Raw genomic sequence first — 23456 nt, forward strand, 5'->3', positions numbered from 1 at the left:
TGTCTTGAGCAGATCCGCCTTCTTAAGCATCGGACGGATGAAAGTGACGAGGTGCAGCTCGGGCTGGGTGCTGGCGTAACGCTCGCAGTCTTTGATGGGCCGGCGGGAGCAGCTGACTCAGGCGGAGGAGCGCTCGACATGCGCTGATCGCGACCCGGAGCGGGACTGAGTCGGAAGGCTGCCAACCGGTGCGCGATGCGGTCTGATGGCCGCGTCCTCAACCTACGCCGGAGCGCTGCCATGCCCCAGTATGGCGCCCTCGACGTCTCGAACGCAGAGACCACCATCCACGTCATTGATGAGACCGGTGCCGTAATCTGGCGGGGTAAGCGCGCGAGCGATCCTGATGTGTTGACGACCACATTGCGCCGCTACGCACCCGACCTCGTGCGGGTCGGCCTGGAGACGGGACCGCTCACGCCTTGGCTCTACCAGACCTGCAAGGCGCTCGGCCTTCCCATCGTCTGCCTGGACGCGCGGCATGCAAGAGCCGCCACGGCCTTGCAGCGGAACAAGACCGATGCGCGCGACGCCGAGACACTGGCGCAACTCGTGCGCATGGGCTGGTACCGCGAGGCGCGGGTCAAAAGTTACGCCGCCCATGCCGTCTGCCACCTCGTCGGCGCGCGCGCTCAGCGCATGGGCGTGGCGATCGATCTGTCCAACCAGATCCGCAGCACGCTCAAGACGTTCGGCCTGATGGCCGGCAAGGGAGCGGGGCGCGCCTTCGAGAACCGAGTGACCGAACTCATCGAGGCTCGTCCGACCATCGCCGCCATCGTCGAACCGCTTCTGGCCGCGTGGCGGGCCGTGCGTGGCCAGATCGGTGTCCTGGATCGACGGCCCATCGCCCTGGCCAAAGGGGATGCCACTTGTGGTCTGCTGATGACCTGTCCGGGCGTCGGAGTCATCGTCGCCACGAGCTTCGCAGCCGCCATCGAGGCACCCGAGCACTTCCGCCACTCGCGGTCCGTCGGCGCCAATCTCGGGCTGACACCAGCACGTCATCAGTCCGGCGAAGTCGATCGCATAGGCGGGATCTCACGACGCGGCGACCGCCTGATGAGAACCTACTTGTTCGAGGCTGCAGCCAGTCTGCTGGTACGCGTACGAGGGGACTCGGCCCTCAAGACCTGGGGGCGTGCTCTGGTCGAGCGCCTGGGGTTCAAGCATGCCGCCGTCGCGGTGGCGCGCAAGCTCGCCGTAGTGCTGCACGCGATGTGGCAGGCAGGGACGCCATTCCAGCCGTGGCCGGTCGCCACCGCATGAGGTACGGGCAGCCAGCGCGCACGCGGGCCGTTCATCGAGACCCGCCGGTGTAAGGCGGGCAGAGGCGTCCCCGCCGGGACGCGAGCAGGGTCAGCCCGGGTTGGGTCTTGCGGCCGGTGTCGAATTGGACCGCGCGCTCGACTTAGTGAGCCCCGCTTCGAGACGCATGGTGCGGCGGTCAGATGGACCGACCGCGGAAACAACCACGATCCGGCGGTGACCGCTCTCGCCCGACTTGACGCCTGCAACGCGATCAAACAACCACCCAGCGCCTGGGTAGCAGCATGAAGCCGCGCTCAGCCTCGGACAACCTCAAAACTTCCAGTTGATTTCCGAACTAACCCGCAACCTTGATCAATTTCTCGCCGATATAGCCCTGATCAACGAAGGCGACTTCAATGCGGTCGTCAGTAGCCTTCGGCTGTCGAGGATGGCTGCTGACGACCCGCCGCTGTCTTGGGATGCACGGCATCAGAGATCGCTATGCGACCATCGCGAGCTTGATCAGAAGCCTCCGAACATCGATTTGGATCCCAATTCTGAGTACCAGAATTTTAAGGGCTCTCATTCATAGACCGCTAATCATGGCACAACTGAAGCGTGAAAAAACTTCGTGAGCGCGGGAACCACTAAAATTTTACGGATCGAAATCAGGTCTCAGAACAACCACTGATCCATGTTTGCCCCATAACAAGGGGGCAACAATGCAGATCTCTAGCCAATCCAACAATGCCTTCGGTCTTAATCTGGCCGGAAACGCCGGCTCGAATGGGCACGGCAAGAGTTCAGACCGCCTGTCAGGAAGACAGATCGGTCTGCATGTGCTCGGTAAGCCCCTTGAATTGGCTCCCATTGCTGGCCACTCGGCGGCCAAGTCTGCGCAGAATGCCGCTAGTAGCAGTTTCTCGAAAGTGTCCGGCCCGTCTTCCAAGGCAGCGGCAGCGGAACAGGCTAAGGTTGTCCCGAGCCAGGCGATGAAGCAGAGCGCCAGTGCCGCTGTCGCCGCTCTTCTCACGAACGCTTCCCAGAGCACCGCCAGCAAAGCTCCGCAGGCTGCGCAGGTCCAAGCCGTTGCTCAAGCTGGGATGACCGCCAACCAGACGATCACAGCTCCGGCGAAAGTCGAGCAGCCCAGCGCCATCACACCGGCAGCGAGCGTTGCCCCGTCTGCGGCCCCGGCAACTCCCTCGCCGAGCACCAGCGCGGCACCTGCTAGCCCGGCCCCATCGGCCTCCCAGGAGGCGCCTCAACAGTCGGCACCAGCGCCGGCACCCGCGGCTGCCCCGACAAGCCCCGCTAATGCTCCTTCGACCAGCACGACCCCGGCACCCTCGACGAACTCGCTCGCCGCTTCCTCGACCACTTCGAGCAGCCCAAGCACCACTCAGCAGGCGACGGCACCCCAGGCCGTGCCGCAGAGCACCAATCCCACGACGACAACGACCAGCACGCCGGCTGCGGCTCCCGCACCGACGACTGCTCCGTCGCCCTCCACGGGCAGCACGAGTACGGTTCCCCAGACGGCCACGGGTTCCTCGACCAACACGACGCAGACCGGAGCCTCGACGTCCTCAAGCAACCAGCTCACCACCCTGGTTCAAGGAACCACTGCGGCCGTGTCCTCCACCATCAGCGGGACGATCTCGGCTCTGTCGTCGGTCACGACCAGCCTGCTCTCGCCCACCGCCACCAAGACGACGACCACGACGGCTCCGACGAGCACAGCAACGGCGCCGAGCACGTCCACTATGACAGCGACGAAGACCGCGACCACCTCGGTCGTACAGAAGTACCTGTCCTGGTAGTGTCCGCCTAGACCGTCCTACGTCAGGCGGGCCTGTAGGAGGCGGGTGATGCGCGCGACCTCATCGCGCGCCTTCAGGATCGACGCCTCGCCGTCCAGCACGGACAGAAACGCGCAACGCGCCTCCCCAACCAATGGGCGCAGTGCCTGCCCCTGATCCGTCAGTTCGACGAAGAGCTGGCGCTCGTTCTTAGGATCGCGTCCGCGTCGTAGCAGGCCCATCCCCTCTAGCTTCTTCAGCAGCGGCGTGACGGAGCCTGGATCGAGGCCGAGCCGCTCGCTGATGTCCTTGAGTGGAACGCCGTCCTTCTCCCAAAGCGCTAGGAGCACGAGAAACTGCGGGTAGGTGAGGCCGTGCGGGTCGAGGATCGGCTTGTAGGCAGCGGTGAAGGCGAGCCCCGCCGAGTAGATGGCAAAGCAGAGCTGCCTGTCGAGGCCGACGAAATCGCTGTTTGCAGAGTCGCTCAAGGCACGGCTTCCGGTGCTGTTCGGCTGGGTGAGAGAATTACCCGCGCATCGTTAGCACGCCAATCGTTGGGTCACGCATCAAAAAGGGGTGCGGCCGAGAATGTGCGCCCTTCTCCGTCTCACGAGAGGCTGGCAGACGCTGAAAAGAGAACGGCCACGGGAGCCGGAACGAAGGTGCGCGTACATCCGGCGTCACCCCAATCCCGGCATCGTGGCCGCGTCCGATCGAGCGACAGGATCGCGATCGGCATGTCCCTGAGATGGGGGCGGCATGGTTAACAATCAATGAGCAGCCCCGCCGCCCGATCTACTCACGGGCTGGCGGGGCATGACATGCCGTGTCCACACGACGGAGAGCCAATACGCAACGCGGCTCCGGTCCAGGGTGGCAGTAGCTGGTTAGTGGCGCGTCAACTGTGCTCCATTCCACATGTCTCACTTTCGTGGTGTCGCCGCATCTCTCGCCCAGAGATGTGCGCCGCCTGACTGAGGCGGCGGTCGGCTCCGGGCTACAATTTTACTAACCGCATGAAATCCCATCTTAAGCTGTCGTCATCCGAACGCATCGCCTTATGGTGGCACTCATCATCAGCGGGTCCGACACAGGCGCTGATGGCTGGGAGAGCCGAGCGCTTCCGCCTGCCATGAAAGGCGACGCTACATGACTCTGGCCCTCAATCTGGATGCCACGGCCATGCTCATCCGCAAGCTGGAGAGCATCGCCGCCCTTACGGACGAGCAGCGTCACGCTATCGAGAACCTGCCGGTGAGAACCTACAACCTCGCTGCCCGGCAGGACATCATGCGCGATGGCAACAAGCCCTCGTACTGCTGCCTGATCTTCGACGGCTGGGTTTGCCGCTACAAGCTGCTTGGCGACGGCAGGCGGCAGATCTTCTCGTTCCATGTTCCCGGCGACATCCCGGATTTGCAGAGTCTGCACATCCCCACCATGGATCACGGCCTCGCCACCATGACAAAGGCCAGCGTAGCCTTCATCCCGCACGAGAGCTTGCGCGACCTGACGCTGCGCCATCCCAGCATAGGCGCTCTTTTCTGGCGCGACACGTTAGTTGACGCGGGCACCTTCCGAGCGTGGATGATCGGTATGGGCCGGCGCTCGTCCTTCGAGCACATGGCGCACCTCTTCTGCGAGTTGTACCTAAAGCTGCAAGCGGTTGGGCTGGCCGAACACTACCGCTTTCCGTTGCCAATGACGCAGATCGATCTCGCCGATGCGCTGGGTCTCACGTGCGTACACATCAGCCGCGTGCTGAAGGAGATGCGTGGCCGGGGCCTGATCACGCTGAAGGATCACACGCTAATCATCGAGGCTTGGAATGAACTTCGAGGGATCGCGGAGTTTGACCCGACGTACTTGCACCTGGAACAGCAAGCGGCCTGATGAGCCTACGCCTGCAGCCCGTTCAAGTTGCGACGGGTAGCACAGACACCGACAGCCACCTCGTCTTTTCAGACGACTTCCTGGTGGCGGTTCTGGTTCGGCTCTCGGATGGTCACGGGGAGACCGCCGGGATGTGGTTTCTGGAGGCTGGCTTTGGCCCCGTCGATCATCCAGCCGCGCCCATCTTCGCCGACCTTGACCACGCGCAGGGCTGGATCGAGCAGCGGCTGGTAACCACGGTGTAGTCGTCAACACCGTGATTGGCGGCGAGTATGACGCCTCGCCTCGATCAACCAATGCGCAGTCCCGCCGCGCAAATGCAGCCGGTGGAGGAGTGGGCGCCATGAGCGAAGATCTGGAAGCATGCGCGGCGATGCTGGAGCTGCTGGGCTCCCTCCGCAACTGTGCCTTTGTTCTGGAAGCGCTAACGGATGAGGCCGCGCAAATCGCGTCAGAAGTCGCCGACGAACTCGGAGGCGAGGTGTGGCGCGGGATCGCGCGCACTGAGGCCATGCCTTCCAGTAGCCATATCGAACCCTGGGCGCCTCGTCGGCAATACAAGCCGCGTTCCAGATGAAGGACGGTGCCAGGCCCGGAGGCCGGAGGGACGTCACTCCTCCGCTACGAACCCGGCCAGCGGCGCTACCAGGGTGCAGCACACCCCCTCCGGCTGGTAACGCAGTTCGACCTCGCCGCCGACCGTGCTGGCAGCCACGCGCTCGATCAGGCGCGAACCGAAACCGCTGCGCCCGGGCATCGCGACCGGCGGCCCGCCCTGTTCCGTCCACGTCAGCCGGACCGTCGCGGCCTCGCCGACCCCCTCGACGTCCCAGCTCAACGACACCCGCCCGTCCGGGGCGCTCAGCGCACCGTACTTGGCGGCGTTGGTGGCGAGCTCGTGCACCATCAGGGCCAGCGACAACGCCGAGCGCGAACCGCACGGAACGAGCGGGCCGGCGATGTCGAATCGTTGGCTCTCCGGCTCCTCGTGCATGCTCAGCGCGCTCCGGATGACCCCATGGATGTCGGCGCCCTGGATCGCGCCTTCGCCGGTCATCAGGATGTCGTGCGCCTTGCCCAGCGCCACGAGGCGTCCGGCTAGGACCTCCTTGGCGGCCTCGACGTCGGTGGCGCCACGGAGCGTCTGCGTGGCGATGGCCTGCACCATGGCCAGAGTGTTCTTCATGCGGTGCGATAGCTCGTGGTTGAGGAGTTGCTGCTGTTCCTCGGCACGCACCCGCGCCACCGCCGCCTCGACCCGGTCGGCCACGGCACGGAGGAAAGCCAAGTCCTCGGCGGTCCAATCCCGGGGAACGCGGTCATGGACGAAGAACAGGGCCACGGTGCGGCCGCGCTCCCGCACCGGCATGTTAATCAGGCTGGCGACGTCGATGGCCCGGAGTGCCCCATGGTTTGCAACGGTGCGTGGGTCCTGTCTCGCGTCCCTGACGACCACCGGCTCGCCGCGCAGGAGTTCCGGGAGCAGGTCGCCGTAATCCTCGAAGCGGTGCCGGCCAGCGACGCTGCGCAGTCCCCCGGCGGTCCAGTCCGGCTCCAGGAGGACGTACTCGGCCATGGCGTCGAGCCTGCCGAAACCGGCGCGCACGGCATTCAGCGTCCGGCCGACGATGCCGGCGGCCATCAGCGTCATGTCGGGGACGAGCCCGAGGTCCCGCAGCCCGTCGCCGAGTTCCAGCAGAGCGGACTTGCGCCGCTCCTCGGCCTCGCGGGCCCGCTCGGCCAGGACGCGGTCGGTCACCTCCAGGAACAGCACCACGAAGGTCTCGTCACTGAGCTTGTGCGCCCGGCCCTCGTACCAGCGGTCCAGGGTGCCGACCTGGCGGGTGAAGGTGACGGAGCGGCCGGTCGCGACCACCAGCGCGAACTCCTGTACCCAAGCGTCCTCGATGCCCGGCAGGACCTCGCGGATCGTACGGCCGGCGGCCTGCTCGCTCGGCACCCCGACCAGCTCGCCCCAGGCCCGGTTGACCTCCTCGTAGCGCCAGTCCGTCACGCGCCCGGCGGCGTCGCGGACGACCCGCCCGAGGATGAAGCCCTCGCGCAGCTGCTCGAACAGGCTGCGCCAGTAACGCTCGCTCTCGGCCAGCGCCTCGCGCGCGACCACCTGCTCGGTGATGTCGCGCGACACGCCGGCGAAGCGGACGGGACGGCCATGCTCGTCATGTTCGAGGTCGCCTCGGCGCGCGATCCAGCGGACCTCGCCGGTGTCGGGCCGCCGAATGCGGTACTCCACGTCGCGCGGTGCCTTCCCGCTGGCGCGGGTCTCGGCGGTCGAGACGAGTTGGGCGTCCTCGGGGATGACCAACCGCTCGAAGGCGGTGGAAGGGTAGGCATCGCGCTCAGGCAGGCCGTAGAGACGGCAGAACTCCGGGGTCGGGTGTAGGACCGCGTCGGCATCGACCACGAACAGTCCGACGCCGCCCGCCTCCTGGGCACGCCGGAGCTGGTCTTCGGCCTCTTTCAGTCGCTCGAAGCCCAGGCGCTGTTCGGTGCGGTCGCGCAAGATCTTCATGAAGCCGATGGCGGTCCCGTCGTCGTCCCGCAGGGCCATCATCTCGCCGCTCGCCCAGAAACGGCTGCCGTCCCGCTTGACGTGCCAGCGCTCGTCGATGCCGCGCCCTTCGGTCAGGGCGCTGTGCATCTCCATGCTCGGGATGCCTGCCGCTCGGTCCTCGGGCGTGAAGAAGGCATCGGCGGGCCTGCCGCGCACCTCCTCCGCTCGCCAGCCCAGGATGGCGGATGCGCCCTCGTTCCAGTCGGTGACGTTGCCGTCGAGGTCGAGCAGGACGATAGCGAAGTCGCGGGCGCTGTCGAACACCGCCTTGCGCCGATGCTCGCTGCGGGCGGCCTCGCGCCGGGCGGTCGCCTCGCCGGCCTCGGCGAGGCCGGCCGAGACCGTGACGGCGAAGATCTGCGCCAATCGGACGTCGGCCTGCGTGAACGCGTCCGGCACGTTCGATTGCAGCTTGAGGACGCCGACCGGCCTCCCGCCACGCCGCACCGGGACCAGCACGCAGGAGCGTAGGCCCAGACCCTCCACGAGGTCGCGCTTGACCCGGGGGTCGGCGAGGACGTCCGGGACCAGGAAAGGCTCGTCCGCGAGCAGGCAGGCGCCGGCCAGGCTGCCCTGCAGGGGCACCCTCAGGCCGGCGTGCCGAACGAGGCTGCCCCTCGTCGCGGCATAGACGAGTTCCTTGCCCTCGCGCATCTCGATGACGGCGCCCTCGGCATGCGGGACGGCTTCCCGTGCGCCTTGCACCAGCGCGTTGAGGATCAGGCCGAGGTCGCCCCGTGCGCCCGAGACTTCGGCCTGGAGGCGGATCAGGCCCTCACGCTGTTCGACGGCGCGGCGTTGCTCGGCCAGCGCCCGGCGGAGCTCCATCTGCGCCATGACCTGGCCTGCGAGCGCGCGCAGGGATTCGGCCTGGATACAGGTCAGGCCGCCGGGCCTCGGCTCCCCGTCGATCACGCAGAGGCTGCCCAGCACCTTGCCGTCCGGCGTGCGCAGGGGGGCGCCGGCGTAGAAGCGGATGCGAGGTTCGTCGGTGACGAGCGGGTTTTCTCGGGTGCGCGGGTCCTTGGCGAGGTCGGGGATGACGAGCAGGTCGGGCTCGGCCAGGGCGTGCGCGCAAACCGAGGAGTTCAGGTCGGTCTCGCATGGGGGGAACCCGACTCGCGCCTTGAACCACTGCCGGTTGCCGGCCACGAGGCTGACGAGGGCGACCGGTGTCTGGCAGATGTTGCGGGCGAGCAGGACGACGTCGTCGAAGCCCTTCTCCGACGCGGTGTCGAGGATGTCGTAGGCGTCGAGCGCGGCGAGGCGCCCGACGTCGAGGACGTCGGGCGTGGCAGGCGGCGGGACCATGACCGCTGACCGTTCGATGACGCTTCTCCTGGCCCGGTCCCGCGGGCCCGTCGCGACATGGGATGACCGAGGCCCGACCGAGCGACGTGCTTCGATCCATATCCCACAATCGAACGTCGCCAAACACGATGTTCCCTGATTGTCCCTGGATACATCCTCCCCTCGGTCCAGCGAGTGAATACAAAATCGTGTGAATGGCTTGGCCGTTCGGGACGGGTGGGGCGGCCACCGGTACGATGCGTGAACGAGGCCGGCTTGCCTCGCACGTGCCATCCGGTCCGGTCGATGAGCGCCGGCCTCATGCTACCGATAAGACAGAACGCAGTGCCGGACCGGACGTTGAGTGACCTGCCGCCGATCTTCGGCCGCCCGTACCCAGGACAGGGATGCCTTTGAGCGTGGACATCACGACCCTCGACCATCCCGGCCTGTTCGAGGCATCGCCGAACGCCTACCTCGTCCTCGACCGCCGCCTGCACATCGTCGGGGCGAACATGGCCTACCTGGCGAGCGTCAAGCGCGACCTGTCGGACATCGTCGGCCGGTGGGCCTGGGACGCGTTCCCCACGGACCCGGAAACCCTACGGCTCGCCATCGCATCGTTTGAAACGGTGATCCGGACCAAGCGCCCCGACACCATGGCGCTCCTGCGCTTCGACGTGCCCCGGCCGGCCTCCGAGGGAGGCGGCATGGAGAAGCGCTACTGGAGCATCACGCACGTCCCGGTCCTGGGCGCCGACGGCGAGGTGCATCAGGTCCTGCAGCACCCCATCGACGTGACCGAGCTGGAGCGCCTGCGCGAGGTAGTCCAGCGCGTCGGGGACGCGACCGTCCCCGCCTTGATCCCGGCGCAGACCGGGATCTTCGAGCGGGCTCGGAGCGTCTACGCCGACAACCTCGTGCTGCGCGCCGAGCGCGAGCGCCAGCAGCACATGTTGCAGCAGATGCCCGGCTTCGTCTGCCTGCTGACGGGCCCCGACCACGTCTACGAGTACGTCAACGACGCCTATCTCGCGATCTCCGGTCCGCGCACCTTCCTGGGCCGCACGGTCCGCGAAGTGTTCCCGGAACTGGCAGGCCAAGGCTTCTACGAACTCTTGGACCAAGTCTACGCCACGGGCGCGCCCTACGCGGCCCGCTCCTTGCCGATTCGCTTGGCTGGCGAGGGAGAGGGGCGCTTCATCGACCTGCTCTACCATCCCGTCCGCGATCACGCGGGTGCGGTCTCGGGGATCTTCGTCGGTGGCTACGACGTCAGCGAGCAGGTCCGCTCGCAACGCGCCCTAGCTGAGAGCGAGGAACGCTACCGCACTTTGTTCGAGACCATCGACGTCGGCTTCTGCATCGTCGAGATGAAGTTCAAGGAAGGCCGGGCGGTGGATTACCGCATCGCCGAGGCGAATCCAGCCTTCGAGCGGCAGACCGGCGCCAAGGTTGCGGGCCTCTGGGTCAGCGAGTTCGCGCCGAACCTGGAGCGTCACTGGTTCGATACCTATGGGCGCGTCGCCCTCACGGGCGAGCCGGCCCATTTCGAGAACCACGCCGAGGTCTTCGGTCGCTGGTTCGACGTGCGCGCGCTGCGCGTCGGCGACCCGGCCGCTCACAGGGTCGCAATCTTCTTCAGCGACATCACAGAGCGCAAGTCCATGGAGGAGGCGATGCGCCGCCTGAACACGTCGCTGGAGAGCCGCGTCGAGGAGCGAACCGCCGAGCTCATGCGGGCCGAGGAGGCGTTGCGCCAGTCCCAGAAGATGGAAGCCGTGGGTCAGCTCACAGGCGGGCTTGCGCACGACTTCAACAACCTGCTGGCGGGTATCTCCGGCTCGCTGGAGCTGATGCAGACCCGGATGCAGCAAGGGCGCGTCAACGACGTCGAGCGCTACATGGCCGCCGCCCAGGGCGCGGCGAAGCGCGCCGCCGCCTTGACGCATCGGCTGCTCGCCTTCTCGCGGCGCCAGACCCTCGACCCGAAGCCAACCGACGTGAACCGGCTCGTTTCCGGCATGCACGATCTCATCCAGCGCACCATCGGCCCGGCCGTCGCCTTCGAGTTCATCGGCGTCTCGGGCGCTTGGCCCACCTTGGTCGACCCGCACCAGCTTGAGAATGCGTTGCTCAACCTTTGCATCAACGCACGCGATGCCATGCCGGAAGGCGGCGGCATCACCATCGAGACGGCCAACAAGTGGCTCGACGAGCACGCGGCGCGCCGACACGACATGCCAGAGGGCCAGCACCTGTGCCTAAGCGTGACCGACACCGGCTCCGGCATGGCGCCGGAGGTGGTGTCCCGCGTGTTCGAGCCGTTCTTCACGACGAAGCCCATCGGCCAGGGTACGGGCCTCGGGCTCTCCATGATCTACGGGTTCGTGCAGCAGTCCGGAGGGCAGGTCCGGATCTACTCGGAGGTAGGCATGGGCACGACGGTGTGCATCTACCTACCGCGCCACTACGGCGATCTCGTCGAGGAAGACGGCGCCGAACTACCAATCCGACTTCCCCGGTTGGAACAGGATGAGACCGTGCTGGTGGTGGACGACGAGCCGACGGTGCGGATGCTGGTCACAGACATCCTCGACGACCTCGGCTACACGGCCATCGAGGCCGGCGACAGCGCCGCGGGCCTCAGGATCTTGCAGTCGGACGTGCGCATCGATCTGCTTGTCACCGACGTCGGCCTGCCGGGCGGCATGAATGGCCGGCAGATGGCCGATGCGGGGCGGGTCCATCGGCCGGACCTGAAGGTGCTGTTCATCACCGGCTACGCGGAGAACGCCGCGGTCGGCAACGGCCACCTGGCGCCGGGGATGGCGGTGCTGACCAAGCCCTTCCCCGTCGAGACCATGGCCGCGCGCATTCGTTCACTGATCGAGGCACGGCAGGTAACGGCGACGTGAGGTATCGGGAGCGCGTTCGTCGACCGCATGGCCGTCCGGTCACTTTGTCAGAAGTCGGACGTGACATTCGGCCGTCCCGATTGCCGTCCGTTGATGGGAGCCGAAGTGGGGATGGCCCTGTTATGAAACTGGCGGCCAGGCTTGGGGCGACCGGCCGGGATGTAGGTTAAATGGAGACCGAAACGGAGGAGTTGCGGCGGCGGCTCCGAGAGGCGGAAGCCGAGATAGACCGGCTTCGGCGGAGGAACGAGGGGCACGTCCATGCGCCGAGCGGTAACGAGCGCACCTCGGCCGCCGGAACCGACCTGCTGTTCACGGCGGCGGAGAAGACCCGCATGCCGCAGATCGTCACTGACCCGAACCTGCCCGACAACCCCATCGTCTTCGCCAACCGCGCGTTCCAGGAACTCTGTGGCTACGGCGCCGACGAGCTGATCGGCCGGAACTGCCGCTTCCTCCAGGGGCGCGGCACGGACCCGGCTGACGTCGCCAAGGTCCGCGACGCCATCACGGCGCGCCGTGACGTCGTCGTGGAGATCCTGAACTATCACCGTGACGGCACGCCGTTCCGGAACGAGCTCTACGTCAGCCCAGTGTTCGACCCGGACGGACGCCTGCGCTACTTCTTCGCGAGCCAACTCGACGTCACCCGCTTCCGCACCGAGGAAGACCGGCTCGCCGAGAGCGAGACGCGCTACCGGACCCTGTTCGAGGCCGTGGACGCCGGGTTCTGTATCGTCGAGGTACGCTTCGACGAGGTCGGACGCGCCGCCGACTACCGCTTCGTCGAAGTGAACCCTGCCTTCGAGCGACATACTGGGCTCAGGGACGTAGCCGGAAGCTGGGTCAGCGAAGTCGTGCCCGACTTGGAGCAGTCCTGGCTGGACGCCTACGGCGAGGTCGCCATCACGGGGCAGGCCACGCGCTTCGAGAGCGGCGCCGTCTCGATTGGCCGCTGGTTCGACGTCCATGCCCTGCGCGTCGGCGAGCCGGCCCGGCGGCGGGTCGCTGTCCTGTTCAACGACATCACCGAGCGGCGCGAGGCCGAGCGGACCCTGGAAACCACCGCGCGAGATCGCGCCGACGAACGCGACATGGTTTGGCGTACGAGCCGCGACCTGTTCCTCGTCTGCGGCTTCGACGGTCGCTACCGGGCGGTGAACCCGGCGTGGACCGAGACGCTTGGATGGTCCGAGGACGATCTCGTCGGCGCTCACTTCAATGAGTTCATCTACCCGGATGACAGGTCCGCGGTGGAGGGGGTCTTCGGCGACCTCCTGAACGGCGTCGTCCTCGACGGCCTAGATGTGCGCATGCGGACGAGTGATGGCGGCTTCCGGTGGCTGTCCTGGTACGCGATCCCGCGCGGCGACCACTTCTACGCGGCTGGCCGGGACGTGACCGAACGAAAGGCTCTGGAGGAGCAGCTTCGCCAGTCGCAGAAGTTGGAGGCGGTGGGCCAACTCACCGGCGGCGTCGCGCACGACTTCAACAACCTGCTAACGGTGATCAAATCGTCCACCGACCTGTTGAAGCGGCCCAACCTCGCCGAGGAAAGACGGACCCGCTACGTCGACGCCATCTCGGATACCGTCGACCGTGCCGCCAAGCTGACGGGACAGCTTCTGGCCTTCGCACGGCGCCAAGCGCTCCAGCCTGAGGTATTCGACGTTGGGCGCGGGGTCGCTTCGGTCTCGGACATGGTGCGCACACTCACGGGTTCGCGCATCCAGGTCGAGACGCGGGTCGAACCCTTCCGGGATGGTCGAGGGAGGGAGATCCCTTGCCTTGTCGACGCCGACCCTAGCCAGTTCGACACGGCCCTGGTCAACATGGTGGTCAATGCCCGCGACGCGATGGACGGCGAAGGTCATTTGACCATCCGGGTGGCGCCGGTGAACGCGATCCCGGCGGTGAGGGCGCATCCCGCCCAGCGCGGGGACTTCGTCGCGGTGTCGGTTTCCGACACCGGCAGCGGCATCGCCCCGGGGGACCTGGAGCGGATCTTCGAGCCGTTCTTCACCACTAAGGGGGTGGGCCAAGGCACCGGCCTCGGTCTGAGCCAAGTGTTCGGCTTCGCCAAGCAGTCCGGCGGCGAGGTCGTCGCCGAGAGCCGCCTGGGCGAGGGCACGACCTTCACCCTCTACCTTCCGCGCGCCGCCGCCGCTGCCCTCCCCGAGGCGGAGGCGCAGGAGCCGGCAGACTTGGCCGAGGGGCACGGCACCTGTGTCCTGCTGGTCGAGGACAATCACGAGGTGGGAGCTTTCGCAGCACAGGCTTTGGAAGAGCTGGGTTACAGCACCGTCTGGGCGACAGACGCGGAGAAGGCCCTGAACGAGTTCGAGCGCATTCCGTACCGCTTCGAGGTCGTGTTCTCCGACGTGGTGATGCCCGGAATGAACGGGGTCGACCTCGCACGCGAACTGAGACGCCGCCGGCCCGACCTCCCGTTGGTCCTGGCGTCCGGTTACAGCGATGTGCTGGCTGCACAGGGGACGCACGGGTTCGAGCTTCTACGGAAGCCCTATTCCGTGGCTGACCTTTCGCGCATTCTCCGACGGGCTGTCGAGCGACGGGCTTGGCAGGCGCGCTAGTCGACGGCCTGGAAATTCGCCAGCGGCGCCTCGACGACGCAAGTCACGCCACCGGGCGGATAATCGAGGACGAGTTCGGCCCCAACCTGGGCCGTCAGCCCGCGCTCGATCAGCCGTGAGCCGAACCCTTTTCGCGATGGGCGCAGCACCGGCGGTCCCCCATGCTCCGTCCAGGCGATGCGCAGGCAAGGCTCGGTCTCCGTCCGGACGAGCGAGGCCGTCACCGCGACCTCGCCCTCCGGGACCGAGAGCGCTCCGTACTTCACGGCGTTCGTGGTGAGTTCGTGCAGGGCCAGGGCCAGGGAGAGCGCGGCCTTGCCGCCGATTTCGATATCGGGCCCCTCGAAGACGACCCGGCGCCCGGCCGCCTCATGGACACCGACGCCCTGCCGGACCACCGCCGTCAGGGAAGCGCTCTCCGCCGCACCTCCGAGGAGCACGTCGTGGGCCTTCCCGAGTGCCACCAACCGGCTGCCGAGCACCTCCCGCGCCGCATCGATGTCGGTTGCGCCGCGCAGCGTCGAGGTGGCGATAGCCTGAACCATCGCCAGCAGGTTCTTCATGCGGTGCGAAAGTTCGCGGTTGAGTAGGTCCTGGTGAGCTTCGGCGCGCTTCCGTTCGGCGATGTCGGCAAGCGTGACGACCGCCCCCGTGCGCCTGCCGGTCTCGTCCCGCATCGGCGCGCCGACGATCTCAACCCAGGTCAGCGTGCCGTCGCCGCGCCGGTACTCACATTCCAGCTTGGCATGCTCGACGCCGTCCCGGATGATGCGGGTGAGGGGGTACTCGGAGGGTTCGACCTGCCGCCCGTCCGCGTGGAAAGCGACCCAGTCGCGGTAGCTCTCGGAATCCGGGGAAGGCAGGATCGGATGACGCAGCAGCTCCTCGATGCGCCTGTTGCCGCCAACAATGCGCCCTGAGGGCGCTTCGGCGAACAGGATGCCAACCGGCACGGTGTCGAGCACCGCCCGCAGCGACGTCTCGCTCGCCCGCAGGGCCCGCCCGGCACGCCGCTGCTCTGTTAGGTCGAGCATGGCTCCGATCATGCGGCAGGCGCGTCCGTCCTCGCCGCGCAGCACGTAGCCGCGGTCGAGCACGTCCGCGTAGGAGCCGTCCGCCCGCAGGAAGCGATATTCGCCTGTCCAGGCGGAGCTTGTGCCGTCGATGACGGCGTGGATCGAGGCGTCGATGCGGGCGCGGTCGTCGGGGTGGATGTGCGATATCCACCAGTCGCCGGTCGGCTCGACGGCCTCGGGCGCGTGGCCGTAGGCTTCGGTCAGGGCCTCGTTCCAAAGGACATGGTTGGTAACGAGGTTCCAGTCCCAGACGGCGTCGTTCGTGGCCCGGGCCGCAAGCCGGTAGCGCTCCTGGCTCTCCTGCAGGCGGGCGACCCCTTGTTTCTGCTCTGTTCTGTCGCGCAGGATCTTCACGAAGCCGATGGCGGCGCCGTCCCCGTCGCGCAGCACCATCATCTCGCCGTTGGCCCAGAAGCGCTCGCCGTCGCGGCGCAGGTGCCAGCGCTCGTCGATGCCGCGTCCCTTCTCAAGGGCCGCCTGCATTTCCCTGGCCGGGATGCCGGCCGCGCGGTCCTCGGGCGTGAAGAAGGCGTCGGCCGGGTGGCCGCACATCTCCTCGGGCTGCCAGCCCAGGATCTCGGCCGCCCCAGAGTTCCAATCGGTAACCTTGCCTTCGAGGTCCATCAGGACGATGGCGTAGTCGCGCGCGCTGTCGAAGACTGCCTTGCGTCGGTACTCCGTCCGCGATGCCTCACGAAGCGCCTCAGCTTCGCCCGCTTCGGCGAGGCCGGCCAAGATGGTGCCGGCGAAGACCTGCGCGAGCCTGAGGTCAGCTTCCGTGAATGCCCCTAGGCGACTTGACTGAAGCTTCAGGACGCCGACCACGCTCCCGGCCCGCCGGACGGGCACCACGACGCAAGAGCGCAGGCGGAGCGCCCCGACGAGGTCACGCCTAACCCGGGGATCGGCGAGCACGTCCCGAACAAGGGCGGAGCGCCCCTCGGCGACGCAACTTCCGGAGAGCGACCCCGAGACTGGCAGGCGCAGCCCGGCGTGCCCGGCGAGCGAGCCGCGCACGGCCCGGTAGACGAGTTCGTCGCCGTCCCGGGTCTCGATGACGGCGCCCTCAGCATGGGGCATGACCTCCATCGCTCCGGCAAGCAAGGCATCGAGGATGACGTCGAGGTCCCCCTTGGCTTCCGCGACCGTGGCCTGGGTCCGGATCAGAACCTCCCGCTGGTTGAGCACCTTGCGCTGCGCCTCGTTCAGCCGCCGTAGCTCAAGCTGCGCCATGACTTGGCCGGCGAGAGCCCTCAGCGACATGGCCTGCCGGTCTGTCAGGCCGTCTGGACGAGGCTTGTGGTCGATGACGCAGAGGCTGCCGAGGACCGCGCCCTCGGGCGACCGCAACGGCGCTCCCGCGTAGAAGCGCAGGTGCGGGTCGTCCGTGACTAGCGGGTTCGCCAGTGTGCGGGGGTCGCGCGTCAAGTCGGGGATCACCAGCAGGTCGGGCGCGACGAGCGCATGCGCGCAGACGGAGGCGTCGAGGTCGGTCTCGCAACGGGGGAAGCCGGCTCTCGCCTTGAACCATTGCCGCTTGCCGGCCACGAGGCTGACGAGCGCCACCGGTGCGTCGCAGAGTTCGCGGGCAAGATGGACGATGTCGTCGAAGCCCTGCTCGGGCGGTGTGTCGAGGATGCCGTAGCTGTCCAGCACGGCGAGGCGGTCAGGTGCCTCGGCCTCCGTCGTGATCGTGTCGATTGCCGTCATGTTCAGCGGGGGATTGCAGCGGAGCGGGGCGGCAATGGGCGCACCGAATGCCGCGTACCCGCCTCCACATGACAGGAACAAGGGACGATTTCCATAGCGCGCAACCGTTGTCGTGACCTCGCCATGATAGACCTACCCGGACCGTCGTCAGGGGCGGGAAGCCAGGGTGCTGACGGGCATGCCAGGAAGGGGGCATCGTCCTTTCGGGACGTGCGGCCTCAACAATCTCGCAATGGTGAGCGATAAGGTCTGCGACGTGACACGAATGCGGGAGGCCACATGGCCCCGGCTGTCGAGCCACCGGCCACCGACACCCGCGGACCTAAGCATCATGACACGCTACCTCGTCACGCGCGCCAACTTCCTTGTGTTCGGGGTGCTCGTCGTCATCCTGGCGCTGGTCGGGGCGGTGACATGGGAGCGATTGAACGCCTCGCGTGAAGCGCGCGAGTGGTCGCAGCACAGCTACCGGGTGCTCGCCACGACGAAGGATCTCGCCATCGCTCTACGGGATGCCGAGCGGGGCCAGCGCGGCTACCTGCTGACTGGCAGGGACGAGTACCTCGGCCCCTACCATGCGGCTCGCGACCGCATCGGCCTGCTCCAGGGCGAGCTTCAGAAGCTCACCGCCGACAATGCCGCCCAGCAGGAGCGCATCCGGGGGCTCGCGCCCATCCTCCAGCACAAGCTGGAGGAACTCGCCCAGACCGTTCAGGCGCGCCGCGACGGCGGGTTCGAGACGGCCCTGCGCATCGTGAACACCGACGCCGGCCGCCACGACATGCGGGAGGCCGAGACGACGGTCGCGGGCATGCTCGCCGATGAGCAACGGTTGCTGGACGAGCGCCTCGCCCAGAACGATGCCCGGGCCAAGTGGGTACGCTGGCTCGTCATCGGCGGATCGGTGCTCGCCATCCTGACGCTGCTCTGGGCGGCGCGCCTCCTGAACCAGGCATGGTCACGCTCCCACGCGACGGAGGCCGAGCAGCGGGCGCTGGCGATGCGTCTGCGCACCACCCTCGACAGCCTCAGCCAGGGTGTCGGCGTGTTCGGGCCCGACCGCAAGCTCGCGAACTGGAACGAGTGCTTCCAGGTACTGCTCGATCTGCCCAAGGCCATGCTTCGTCCGGGCACTGCCTACGGCGTCTTCGTCGAGCACACGGGAGAGCCGGGCCGGCCAGCCCTGGAGACCGAGGACCAGGTTCGGTACGGTAGCCGGAATCCCGGCGAGGCCGTCACCTACGAGCGGGAGCGCGTCGACGGCCACCACCTGGAAATCCGTCGGACGCCTATGCCGGACGGCGGTTTCGTCCTCACGGTCTCGGACATGACTAAGCGCGCCCAGGCCGAGGGCGTGCTGCGCGAGGTCCAGAAGATGCAAGCCATCGGGCAACTGACCGGAGGCATCGCGCATGACTTTAACAACCTGTTGCAGGTCATCCTCGGGAACCTTGAATTCGTCCGGTCCAAGCTCGACGGCGATGCCAGGATGCAGCAGCGGATCGAGCGCGCGGCCTGGGCGGCGCAGCGCGGGGCAACGCTTACCGGCCAGCTCCTCGCCTTCGCCCGAAAGCAGCCGCTCGCGCCGGCCGCCATCGACCTCGCCGCGACGATGCCGGACCTCATCCCGCTGCTGCGGCGGACCCTCGGGGAGCACATCGAGGTCCGTTACGTTGAGACCGCGGGCCTGTGGCCGGCGATGGCAGACCCGGCGCAGCTTGAGAGCGCGGTCCTGAACCTGGCCCTGAACGCGCGCGACGCCATGCCGGGCGGCGGGCGCCTCACCATCGAGCTCGGCAACAAGGTCCTCGACGAGGACTATGCCAGGAACCACGTAGAGGTCGCGCCGGGCGACTACGCCATGGTGGCGGTTTCCGACACCGGCCACGGCATGACCCCCGACATCGTTAAGAGGGTGTTCGAGCCGTTCTTCACGACCAAGCCCGACGGCAAGGGCACGGGGCTCGGCCTCGCCATGGTGTTCGGCTTCGTCAAACAGTCGGGCGGGCACGTAAAGATCTACTCGGAGCCCGGCGAAGGCACGACCGTGAAGCTGTACCTGCCGCGCGCCCTGGGAACGGTCGCCGCCAATCCCCGCACGAGCGCGCCAATCGATTTGCCGCGCGGCTCCGCGACTGTGCTGGTGGTCGAGGACGAGCCGGCGGTGCGCGAGATCGCCTGCGCGATCCTTTCCGACCTCGGCTACCGCGTCCTTGAGGCCGGCGACGGCGAGGAGGCACTGCGGGTTTTCGGCGCGAACGCAGCGGCCATCGACTTGCTGCTGACCGACGTGGTGCTGCCTGGCATCGTGCGCGGTCGCGAGCTTTCGGAGCGCGTCCGGGCGCTGCGGCCGGAGGTGAAGGTGCTCTTCATGTCGGGCTACACCGAGAACAGCATCGTGCACCACGGCCGGCTCGACAACGGGGTGCAGCTCATCGGCAAGCCGTTCAAGCGCGAGCAACTCGCCCGCAAGGTCGCCGAGGCGGTCGGCGCCCCTGCGGTCCCGGCCGCGGAAGCCGGCAACGTCGTCGCGCTGCGGCCCGGCCGGGAGGCATAGCCCTCATCGGGAGGAGGGCAGCGGCATCCGGACAGAGACCCGCAGCCCATCGGGGGCGAACGCGACGTCCACCGTGGCCCCTGTCTGGGAAGCCAGGACCTTGTTGAGGAGGCGGTGGCCGAAGCCTTCTCGCGTCGGATGCCCCACCGGCGGCCCGTCGTGCTCCGCCCAGTCCCAGCGTAGGGCGCGCCCCGGTTGCCCGTCCTCGATCCACCAAGTCACCTGCAATCGCCCGTCCGGGTCGGCCAGCGAGCCGTGGCGCAGGGCGTTGGTGGTGAGTTCGTGCAAGGCCATGCCGACCGGCACGGCGAGTTCGGAGGGCAGAACCACCCTCGGTCCCTCCAGGCTAAGGCGACCCCGCTCGTCGTAGGGCCCTAGCTCGGCCCGCAGCAGCCCGTCGAAAGAGGCGACCTGGGCAAGGTCCTCGGTGATCAGTGCGTGCGTCCGGGCGAGCGACGTGATGCGCCCCGACAGGGCGCGGGTGAACTCCGGGATGGTCAGCGACGAGCGCACGGTGGCGTTCACCACGGCCTGCACCGTGGCGAGCGTGTTCTTCACCCGGTGGTGAAGCTCGCGCACCATCAGCGTCTGCCGCTCCTCGTAATCGTGCCGTTTGGTGACGTCCCTCTGGGCGGAGACCCAGTGCGCGACGTTGCCGTCGGCCTCATGCACCGGCGTGATCAACCACTCGACCACGTAGGTCGAGCCGTCCTTGCGGTAGTTTACCGCCTCTCCCCGGAACGGCTCTCCGGCGACGAAGGCGACACGCATGCTGTCCAGGATGGCGCGATCCGTGTCGGGTCCCTGAAGGACGCGCGGCGACCTACCGAGGATCTCGTGCGCCTCGTAACCGGTCATGCGCAGGAAGGCGGGGTTGGCGTACTCGATGCGGGGCCCCGGCTCGTCTAGTTCGGCCGACGTAATGATGATGGCCTCGCCCGAGGCCTCGACGGCAGCCAGAAGCACGCCCAAGTCGGGTCGAACCGAGACACTCCGGCTAGGCTGGTGCAACGGGATTTCCTTTGGCGGCGGCACGGGTTGCCGGGCTCCGTGCCCGTCCGATGTACGATGACATGGTCGTCAACCGTCCGTCCGCGTGACGGTTGCCTTGAATTTGCGATCCTCCACGAGGCCCGACGTCGCGGGGAATGGCTCGCGGCGTACTTGCAGGGGTTGCATGCATCATAGGGCCGAGAGTGATGGCCGCACGTTTGAGTGCGGTTGCTTCGGACGGGACCCGCTGGGCGCTAAGCCCAGCTACAACCACGCCCACGAAGAACCCGTACGGTCGCCAATGTGCCCATACCTGCTGATGTCGTGGCCGCCGCTGCTAGGTCCGCTTCCTCCTACTGAGCAGACCTCTGGGCCGGCACGCTTGAATGTCCGCAAGGGGTCACGTGTTCGCATTCACGGTAGTTATTTGCCAGCTCGGATGCGCCGAACACGAGGACAAAATCGATCCTCCGCCTGTACAATATAGAGCAGAGCTTCTTCCTGCCTTAGGGAAAGAGCCATGCTCCCTATGAGCCCCGAGCCTCCACCGCTAGCCATGCGGGATGGGGACCGCCGGGTCGCACGCCGAAGGGCATCGGCCACAAGCGGCTCCGCGTACGCGGGACCGTAGGATGGAGGGAACGGGTCGCCCCAGACCTCCACGACGACCTAAACGCCCAGCGGATCGAGCGAGCGGGTCCGTCGGCGCTGGCCGTCCAAGCTGACGGGAAGCGGTGCGTAAAGGCCGACAGCACAGCCCCGGCCTGCCTGTTACAAGGTTGCACTTCGATCCGCCGGTCGACCGATGGCGTGGCTCCAAGATCCACCTGCCTGGTTCGGTACGAGGCTTTGCCAGCGCCCGGCAAAGCCTTGCCTCCAGCAAGCCGGTCTCCCTCAAACGCTCACCAAGATCCAGAAACAGGCAGAGAGCATAGCACGGCCCCTCACCCAGCAGCAGGCGGGGCCGCAGTGGCACACCCTGCCGCCTCGCCCCATCAGTGACCTGCGAAGTTGTGTTCTAGAACCGATCGCTCCGGTGAACATCGCTCGCCGCTCCGGGAAACACCGACCGAGCCGCTGACGCAACGGCCACCCGGAGCCTCGTTCTTCATGTCTGCCCACGACCTACACGCTCGCGTCGCCACCGCCATCCTCGCACAGCTTGAGACCGCGGACCCTGCTTCGTGGACGCCGCCCTGGCAAGGCGCCGACCCGCTGCCGCGCAACGCTCGCACCAGTCGGCGTTACCGCGGCATCAACCTACTGGCGCTGTGGTGCGCGGCGCAGACCAATGGCTACGCCGACGCGCTGGGCGACCTACCTGCAGTGGTCCGCGCTCGGGGCGCAGGTGCGTAAAGCCGAGCGCGGCACACTGGTGCTATTCTACAAGGACTTGCCGCGCAGCGACCGCTCCGAGACCGGCGAAGCCGACCCAGCTAACGGGGCTCCCTTCGTCGCCCGCGCCGCGCACGTCTTCAACGCCGCCCAGGTAGATACCGCCCTCTCCACCGCCGGCGCCTGCACCGACCCATCTCTACCGGCTCCACTGCCGGCCTTCGATACCTTCGTTGCGAGCACCGGCGCGGTGATCCGCGAGGGCGGCACCCGCGCCTGCTACGTCCCGACCACCGATATGATCCACCTGCCGCCCCGCGCCGCCTTCCGCACGCCCACGGGCTACGCCGGCACGCTTGCCCACGAACTCGTTCACTGGACTGGTGCCCCGCACCGCCTCGCCCGCGACCTTACCGGCCGGTTCGGCGCCCGCGCCTACGCCGCCGAGGAACTGGTGGCCGAGCTCGGCGCGGCCTTCGTGCTGGCCGACCTCGGGCTCTCGCGCACGCCGCTCCCGGACCACGCCACCTACTGCGCATCCTGGGCGCCGCTGCTGCGCGCCGATCCACGCGCCCTGAGCCACGCCGCCGCGCAAGGCTCGCGGGCGGCGGACTATCTCACCGCGTCGCTGCCTGCAGCTCTCAATCAGCCTTCATTCGAGTCGTCCGTCTCTGCTGCAGCGCCGACGGATGCCAGGTCGGCCGACGTAGGGGCGGACGTCGTTCCGCGCCAAGCCACCACATGAGCGCGTTCGTCCCACCCCCCTCGCGCCGTGCGCTGACCACACTGCTCGGCGAAGTCGCCTGGAGCGCCGAGATCGAACCGGGCAATGAGCCCACCTTTGTCGAACGCGCCCTGCGTGATCTTCTCGATGCGCTCGCCGCGCACGAAGCCGCGCTCGTCGAGCTCGATCGGCTGGAGGACGCAGTCGTCGCGGCCCACGGTTACCCCCGCGTACCACTGCCGGCGGACCTTGCCAGTCCTGGGCTCGCCTACGCGGCCGACCCCAGGACTATCGAACGCCGTCTCGGTCATGGTTTGCAAGCTCGCCGCCTGAAAGCCGAACTTCGGCGACGCCAAGCTGTTACGAATGAGCGTGGCGCCAAGCAGCAATTATGGATCAAGCACCCTGCGCCCGCTTCTCATCTCCAGCGGACGATTTCCGCTGGTGAACGCCTCGACGACATAGCCGACAGTGGTCACTGCGCCGCCGAATATCAGCACGCCGGCCATCAGCGGGAACGGTCGGCGCTCCGCTGGCGCGAGGGCAACCACAGGGGCAGGGCCGTTCCCCGTCGCCGCCAGCCGGGCCGAGGCCAGCTGGATCAGATCAAGGATTAGTGGCAGCGACACCGCGAGCTGCAATCAGGCACGAAACTGCCCAGGCTAAGGCCCAGGAGCCAGGTCAGCGCGGTACCGGCAGTGGCAGTGCCGCCCCAAAACCGCACGGCCCTGGCCCACT

Annotated in this window: 15 protein-coding genes and 1 pseudogene; 10 read left to right on the forward strand and 6 right to left on the reverse strand. The window is 67.4% G+C overall.

Annotated elements, in window-relative coordinates:
- Positions 1-240: 240 nt before the first annotated feature.
- On the forward strand, positions 241-1269 hold the full coding sequence (locus MSPGM_RS22015; protein WP_261925921.1) for an IS110 family transposase: 1029 nt from the start codon (positions 241-243) through the stop codon (positions 1267-1269).
- A 1384-nt stretch (positions 1270-2653) separates the two neighbouring features.
- Here the strand turns inward: MSPGM_RS22015 and MSPGM_RS22025 are convergent.
- Genes MSPGM_RS22025 through MSPGM_RS22035 form a run of 3 tightly spaced genes read right to left on the reverse strand, consistent with a single transcriptional unit; the run spans position 2654 to position 3541 of the window.
- Entirely contained in the window at positions 2654-2857 is a 204-nt protein-coding gene (locus MSPGM_RS22025) for a hypothetical protein (protein ID WP_261925922.1), read from the reverse strand.
- A gap of 9 nt (positions 2858-2866) precedes the next feature.
- Entirely contained in the window at positions 2867-3043 is a 177-nt protein-coding gene (locus tag MSPGM_RS22030) for a hypothetical protein (RefSeq protein ID WP_261925923.1), read from the reverse strand.
- Between the two features lie 48 nt (positions 3044-3091).
- A complete protein-coding gene (locus MSPGM_RS22035; RefSeq protein WP_261925924.1) occupies positions 3092-3541 on the reverse strand; it encodes a MarR family winged helix-turn-helix transcriptional regulator in 450 nt (149 codons plus the stop codon).
- Between the two features lie 661 nt (positions 3542-4202).
- Here MSPGM_RS22035 and MSPGM_RS22040 point away from each other — a divergent pair.
- The 3 genes from MSPGM_RS22040 to MSPGM_RS22050 all read left to right on the forward strand — a co-directional run bounded on the left by MSPGM_RS22040 (position 4203) and on the right by MSPGM_RS22050 (position 5523).
- Positions 4203-4946, forward strand: coding sequence for a Crp/Fnr family transcriptional regulator (locus tag MSPGM_RS22040; protein WP_261925925.1), 744 nt, complete (start codon positions 4203-4205; stop codon positions 4944-4946).
- Entirely contained in the window at positions 4946-5191 is a 246-nt protein-coding gene (locus tag MSPGM_RS22045; protein WP_261925926.1) for a hypothetical protein, read from the forward strand. The genes MSPGM_RS22040 and MSPGM_RS22045 overlap by 1 nt, the downstream gene beginning before the upstream one ends.
- A 98-nt stretch (positions 5192-5289) precedes the next feature.
- Positions 5290-5523, forward strand: coding sequence for a hypothetical protein (locus MSPGM_RS22050; RefSeq protein WP_261925927.1), 234 nt, complete (start codon positions 5290-5292; stop codon positions 5521-5523).
- A gap of 33 nt (positions 5524-5556) precedes the next feature.
- Here the strand turns inward: MSPGM_RS22050 and MSPGM_RS22055 are convergent, their stop codons facing one another.
- Positions 5557-8832, reverse strand: coding sequence for a GAF domain-containing protein (locus MSPGM_RS22055; RefSeq protein ID WP_261925928.1), 3276 nt, complete (start codon positions 8830-8832; stop codon positions 5557-5559).
- Between the two features lie 398 nt (positions 8833-9230).
- On the opposite strand from MSPGM_RS22055, the gene MSPGM_RS22060 reads away from it, so the two are divergent.
- Together MSPGM_RS22060 and MSPGM_RS22065 are read left to right on the forward strand one after the other, a co-directional pair.
- Positions 9231-11729 (forward strand): PAS domain-containing protein, encoded by a 2499-nt coding sequence (locus MSPGM_RS22060; RefSeq protein ID WP_261925929.1) that lies wholly within the window; start codon positions 9231-9233, stop codon positions 11727-11729.
- Between the two features lie 170 nt (positions 11730-11899).
- Positions 11900-14323: a PAS domain S-box protein gene (locus MSPGM_RS22065; protein WP_261925930.1), complete on the forward strand. Its 2424-nt coding sequence runs from the start codon at positions 11900-11902 to the stop codon at positions 14321-14323.
- Here MSPGM_RS22065 and MSPGM_RS22070 read toward each other — a convergent pair.
- Entirely contained in the window at positions 14320-17109 is a 2790-nt protein-coding gene (locus MSPGM_RS22070; protein ID WP_261925931.1) for a PAS domain S-box protein, read from the reverse strand. The two genes, MSPGM_RS22065 and MSPGM_RS22070, sit on opposite strands and share 4 nt — an antisense overlap.
- Positions 17110-17440: 331 nt before the next feature.
- On the opposite strand from MSPGM_RS22070, the gene MSPGM_RS22075 reads away from it, so the two are divergent.
- On the forward strand, positions 17441-19666 hold the full coding sequence (locus MSPGM_RS22075) for a CHASE3 domain-containing protein (RefSeq protein WP_261925932.1): 2226 nt from the start codon (positions 17441-17443) through the stop codon (positions 19664-19666).
- Positions 19667-19669: 3 nt separating this feature from the next.
- On the opposite strand, the gene MSPGM_RS22080 is transcribed toward MSPGM_RS22075, so the two are convergent.
- Positions 19670-20632: an HWE histidine kinase domain-containing protein gene (locus tag MSPGM_RS22080; RefSeq protein ID WP_261925933.1), complete on the reverse strand. Its 963-nt coding sequence runs from the start codon at positions 20630-20632 to the stop codon at positions 19670-19672.
- 1137 nt (positions 20633-21769) lie between these two features.
- On the opposite strand from MSPGM_RS22080, the pseudogene MSPGM_RS22085 reads away from it, so the two are divergent.
- The 3 genes and pseudogenes from MSPGM_RS22085 to MSPGM_RS22095 form a co-directional block, all read left to right on the forward strand.
- Positions 21770-22076 (forward strand): annotated as a pseudogene (locus MSPGM_RS22085) (ArdC family protein); the annotation flags it as partial.
- A gap of 168 nt (positions 22077-22244) precedes the next feature.
- On the forward strand, positions 22245-22739 hold the full coding sequence (locus MSPGM_RS22090; protein ID WP_261926414.1) for a zincin-like metallopeptidase domain-containing protein: 495 nt from the start codon (positions 22245-22247) through the stop codon (positions 22737-22739).
- Positions 22736-23335 (forward strand): hypothetical protein, encoded by a 600-nt coding sequence (locus MSPGM_RS22095; RefSeq protein WP_261925934.1) that lies wholly within the window; start codon positions 22736-22738, stop codon positions 23333-23335. Before MSPGM_RS22090 ends, MSPGM_RS22095 begins: the two co-directional genes overlap by 4 nt.
- Positions 23336-23456: the final 121 nt, after the last annotated feature.

Source organism: Methylorubrum sp. GM97, assembly GCF_024347855.1.
Taxonomy (GTDB): Bacteria; Pseudomonadota; Alphaproteobacteria; order Rhizobiales; family Beijerinckiaceae; genus Methylobacterium; species Methylobacterium extorquens.

Coding starts and splice junctions, on each gene's coding strand:
- MSPGM_RS22015 (WP_261925921.1), top strand. CDS start 241: ATGCCCCAGTATGGCGCCCTCGACGTCTCGAACGCAGAGACCACCATC.
- MSPGM_RS22040 (WP_261925925.1), top strand. CDS start 4,203: ATGACTCTGGCCCTCAATCTGGATGCCACGGCCATGCTCATCCGCAAG.
- MSPGM_RS22045 (WP_261925926.1), top strand. CDS start 4,946: ATGAGCCTACGCCTGCAGCCCGTTCAAGTTGCGACGGGTAGCACAGAC.
- MSPGM_RS22050 (WP_261925927.1), top strand. CDS start 5,290: ATGAGCGAAGATCTGGAAGCATGCGCGGCGATGCTGGAGCTGCTGGGC.
- MSPGM_RS22055 (WP_261925928.1), bottom strand. CDS start 8,832: ATGGTCCCGCCGCCTGCCACGCCCGACGTCCTCGACGTCGGGCGCCTC.
- MSPGM_RS22065 (WP_261925930.1), top strand. CDS start 11,900: ATGGAGACCGAAACGGAGGAGTTGCGGCGGCGGCTCCGAGAGGCGGAA.
- MSPGM_RS22070 (WP_261925931.1), bottom strand. CDS start 17,109: ATGACGGCAATCGACACGATCACGACGGAGGCCGAGGCACCTGACCGC.
- MSPGM_RS22075 (WP_261925932.1), top strand. CDS start 17,441: ATGACACGCTACCTCGTCACGCGCGCCAACTTCCTTGTGTTCGGGGTG.
- MSPGM_RS22095 (WP_261925934.1), top strand. CDS start 22,736: ATGAGCGCGTTCGTCCCACCCCCCTCGCGCCGTGCGCTGACCACACTG.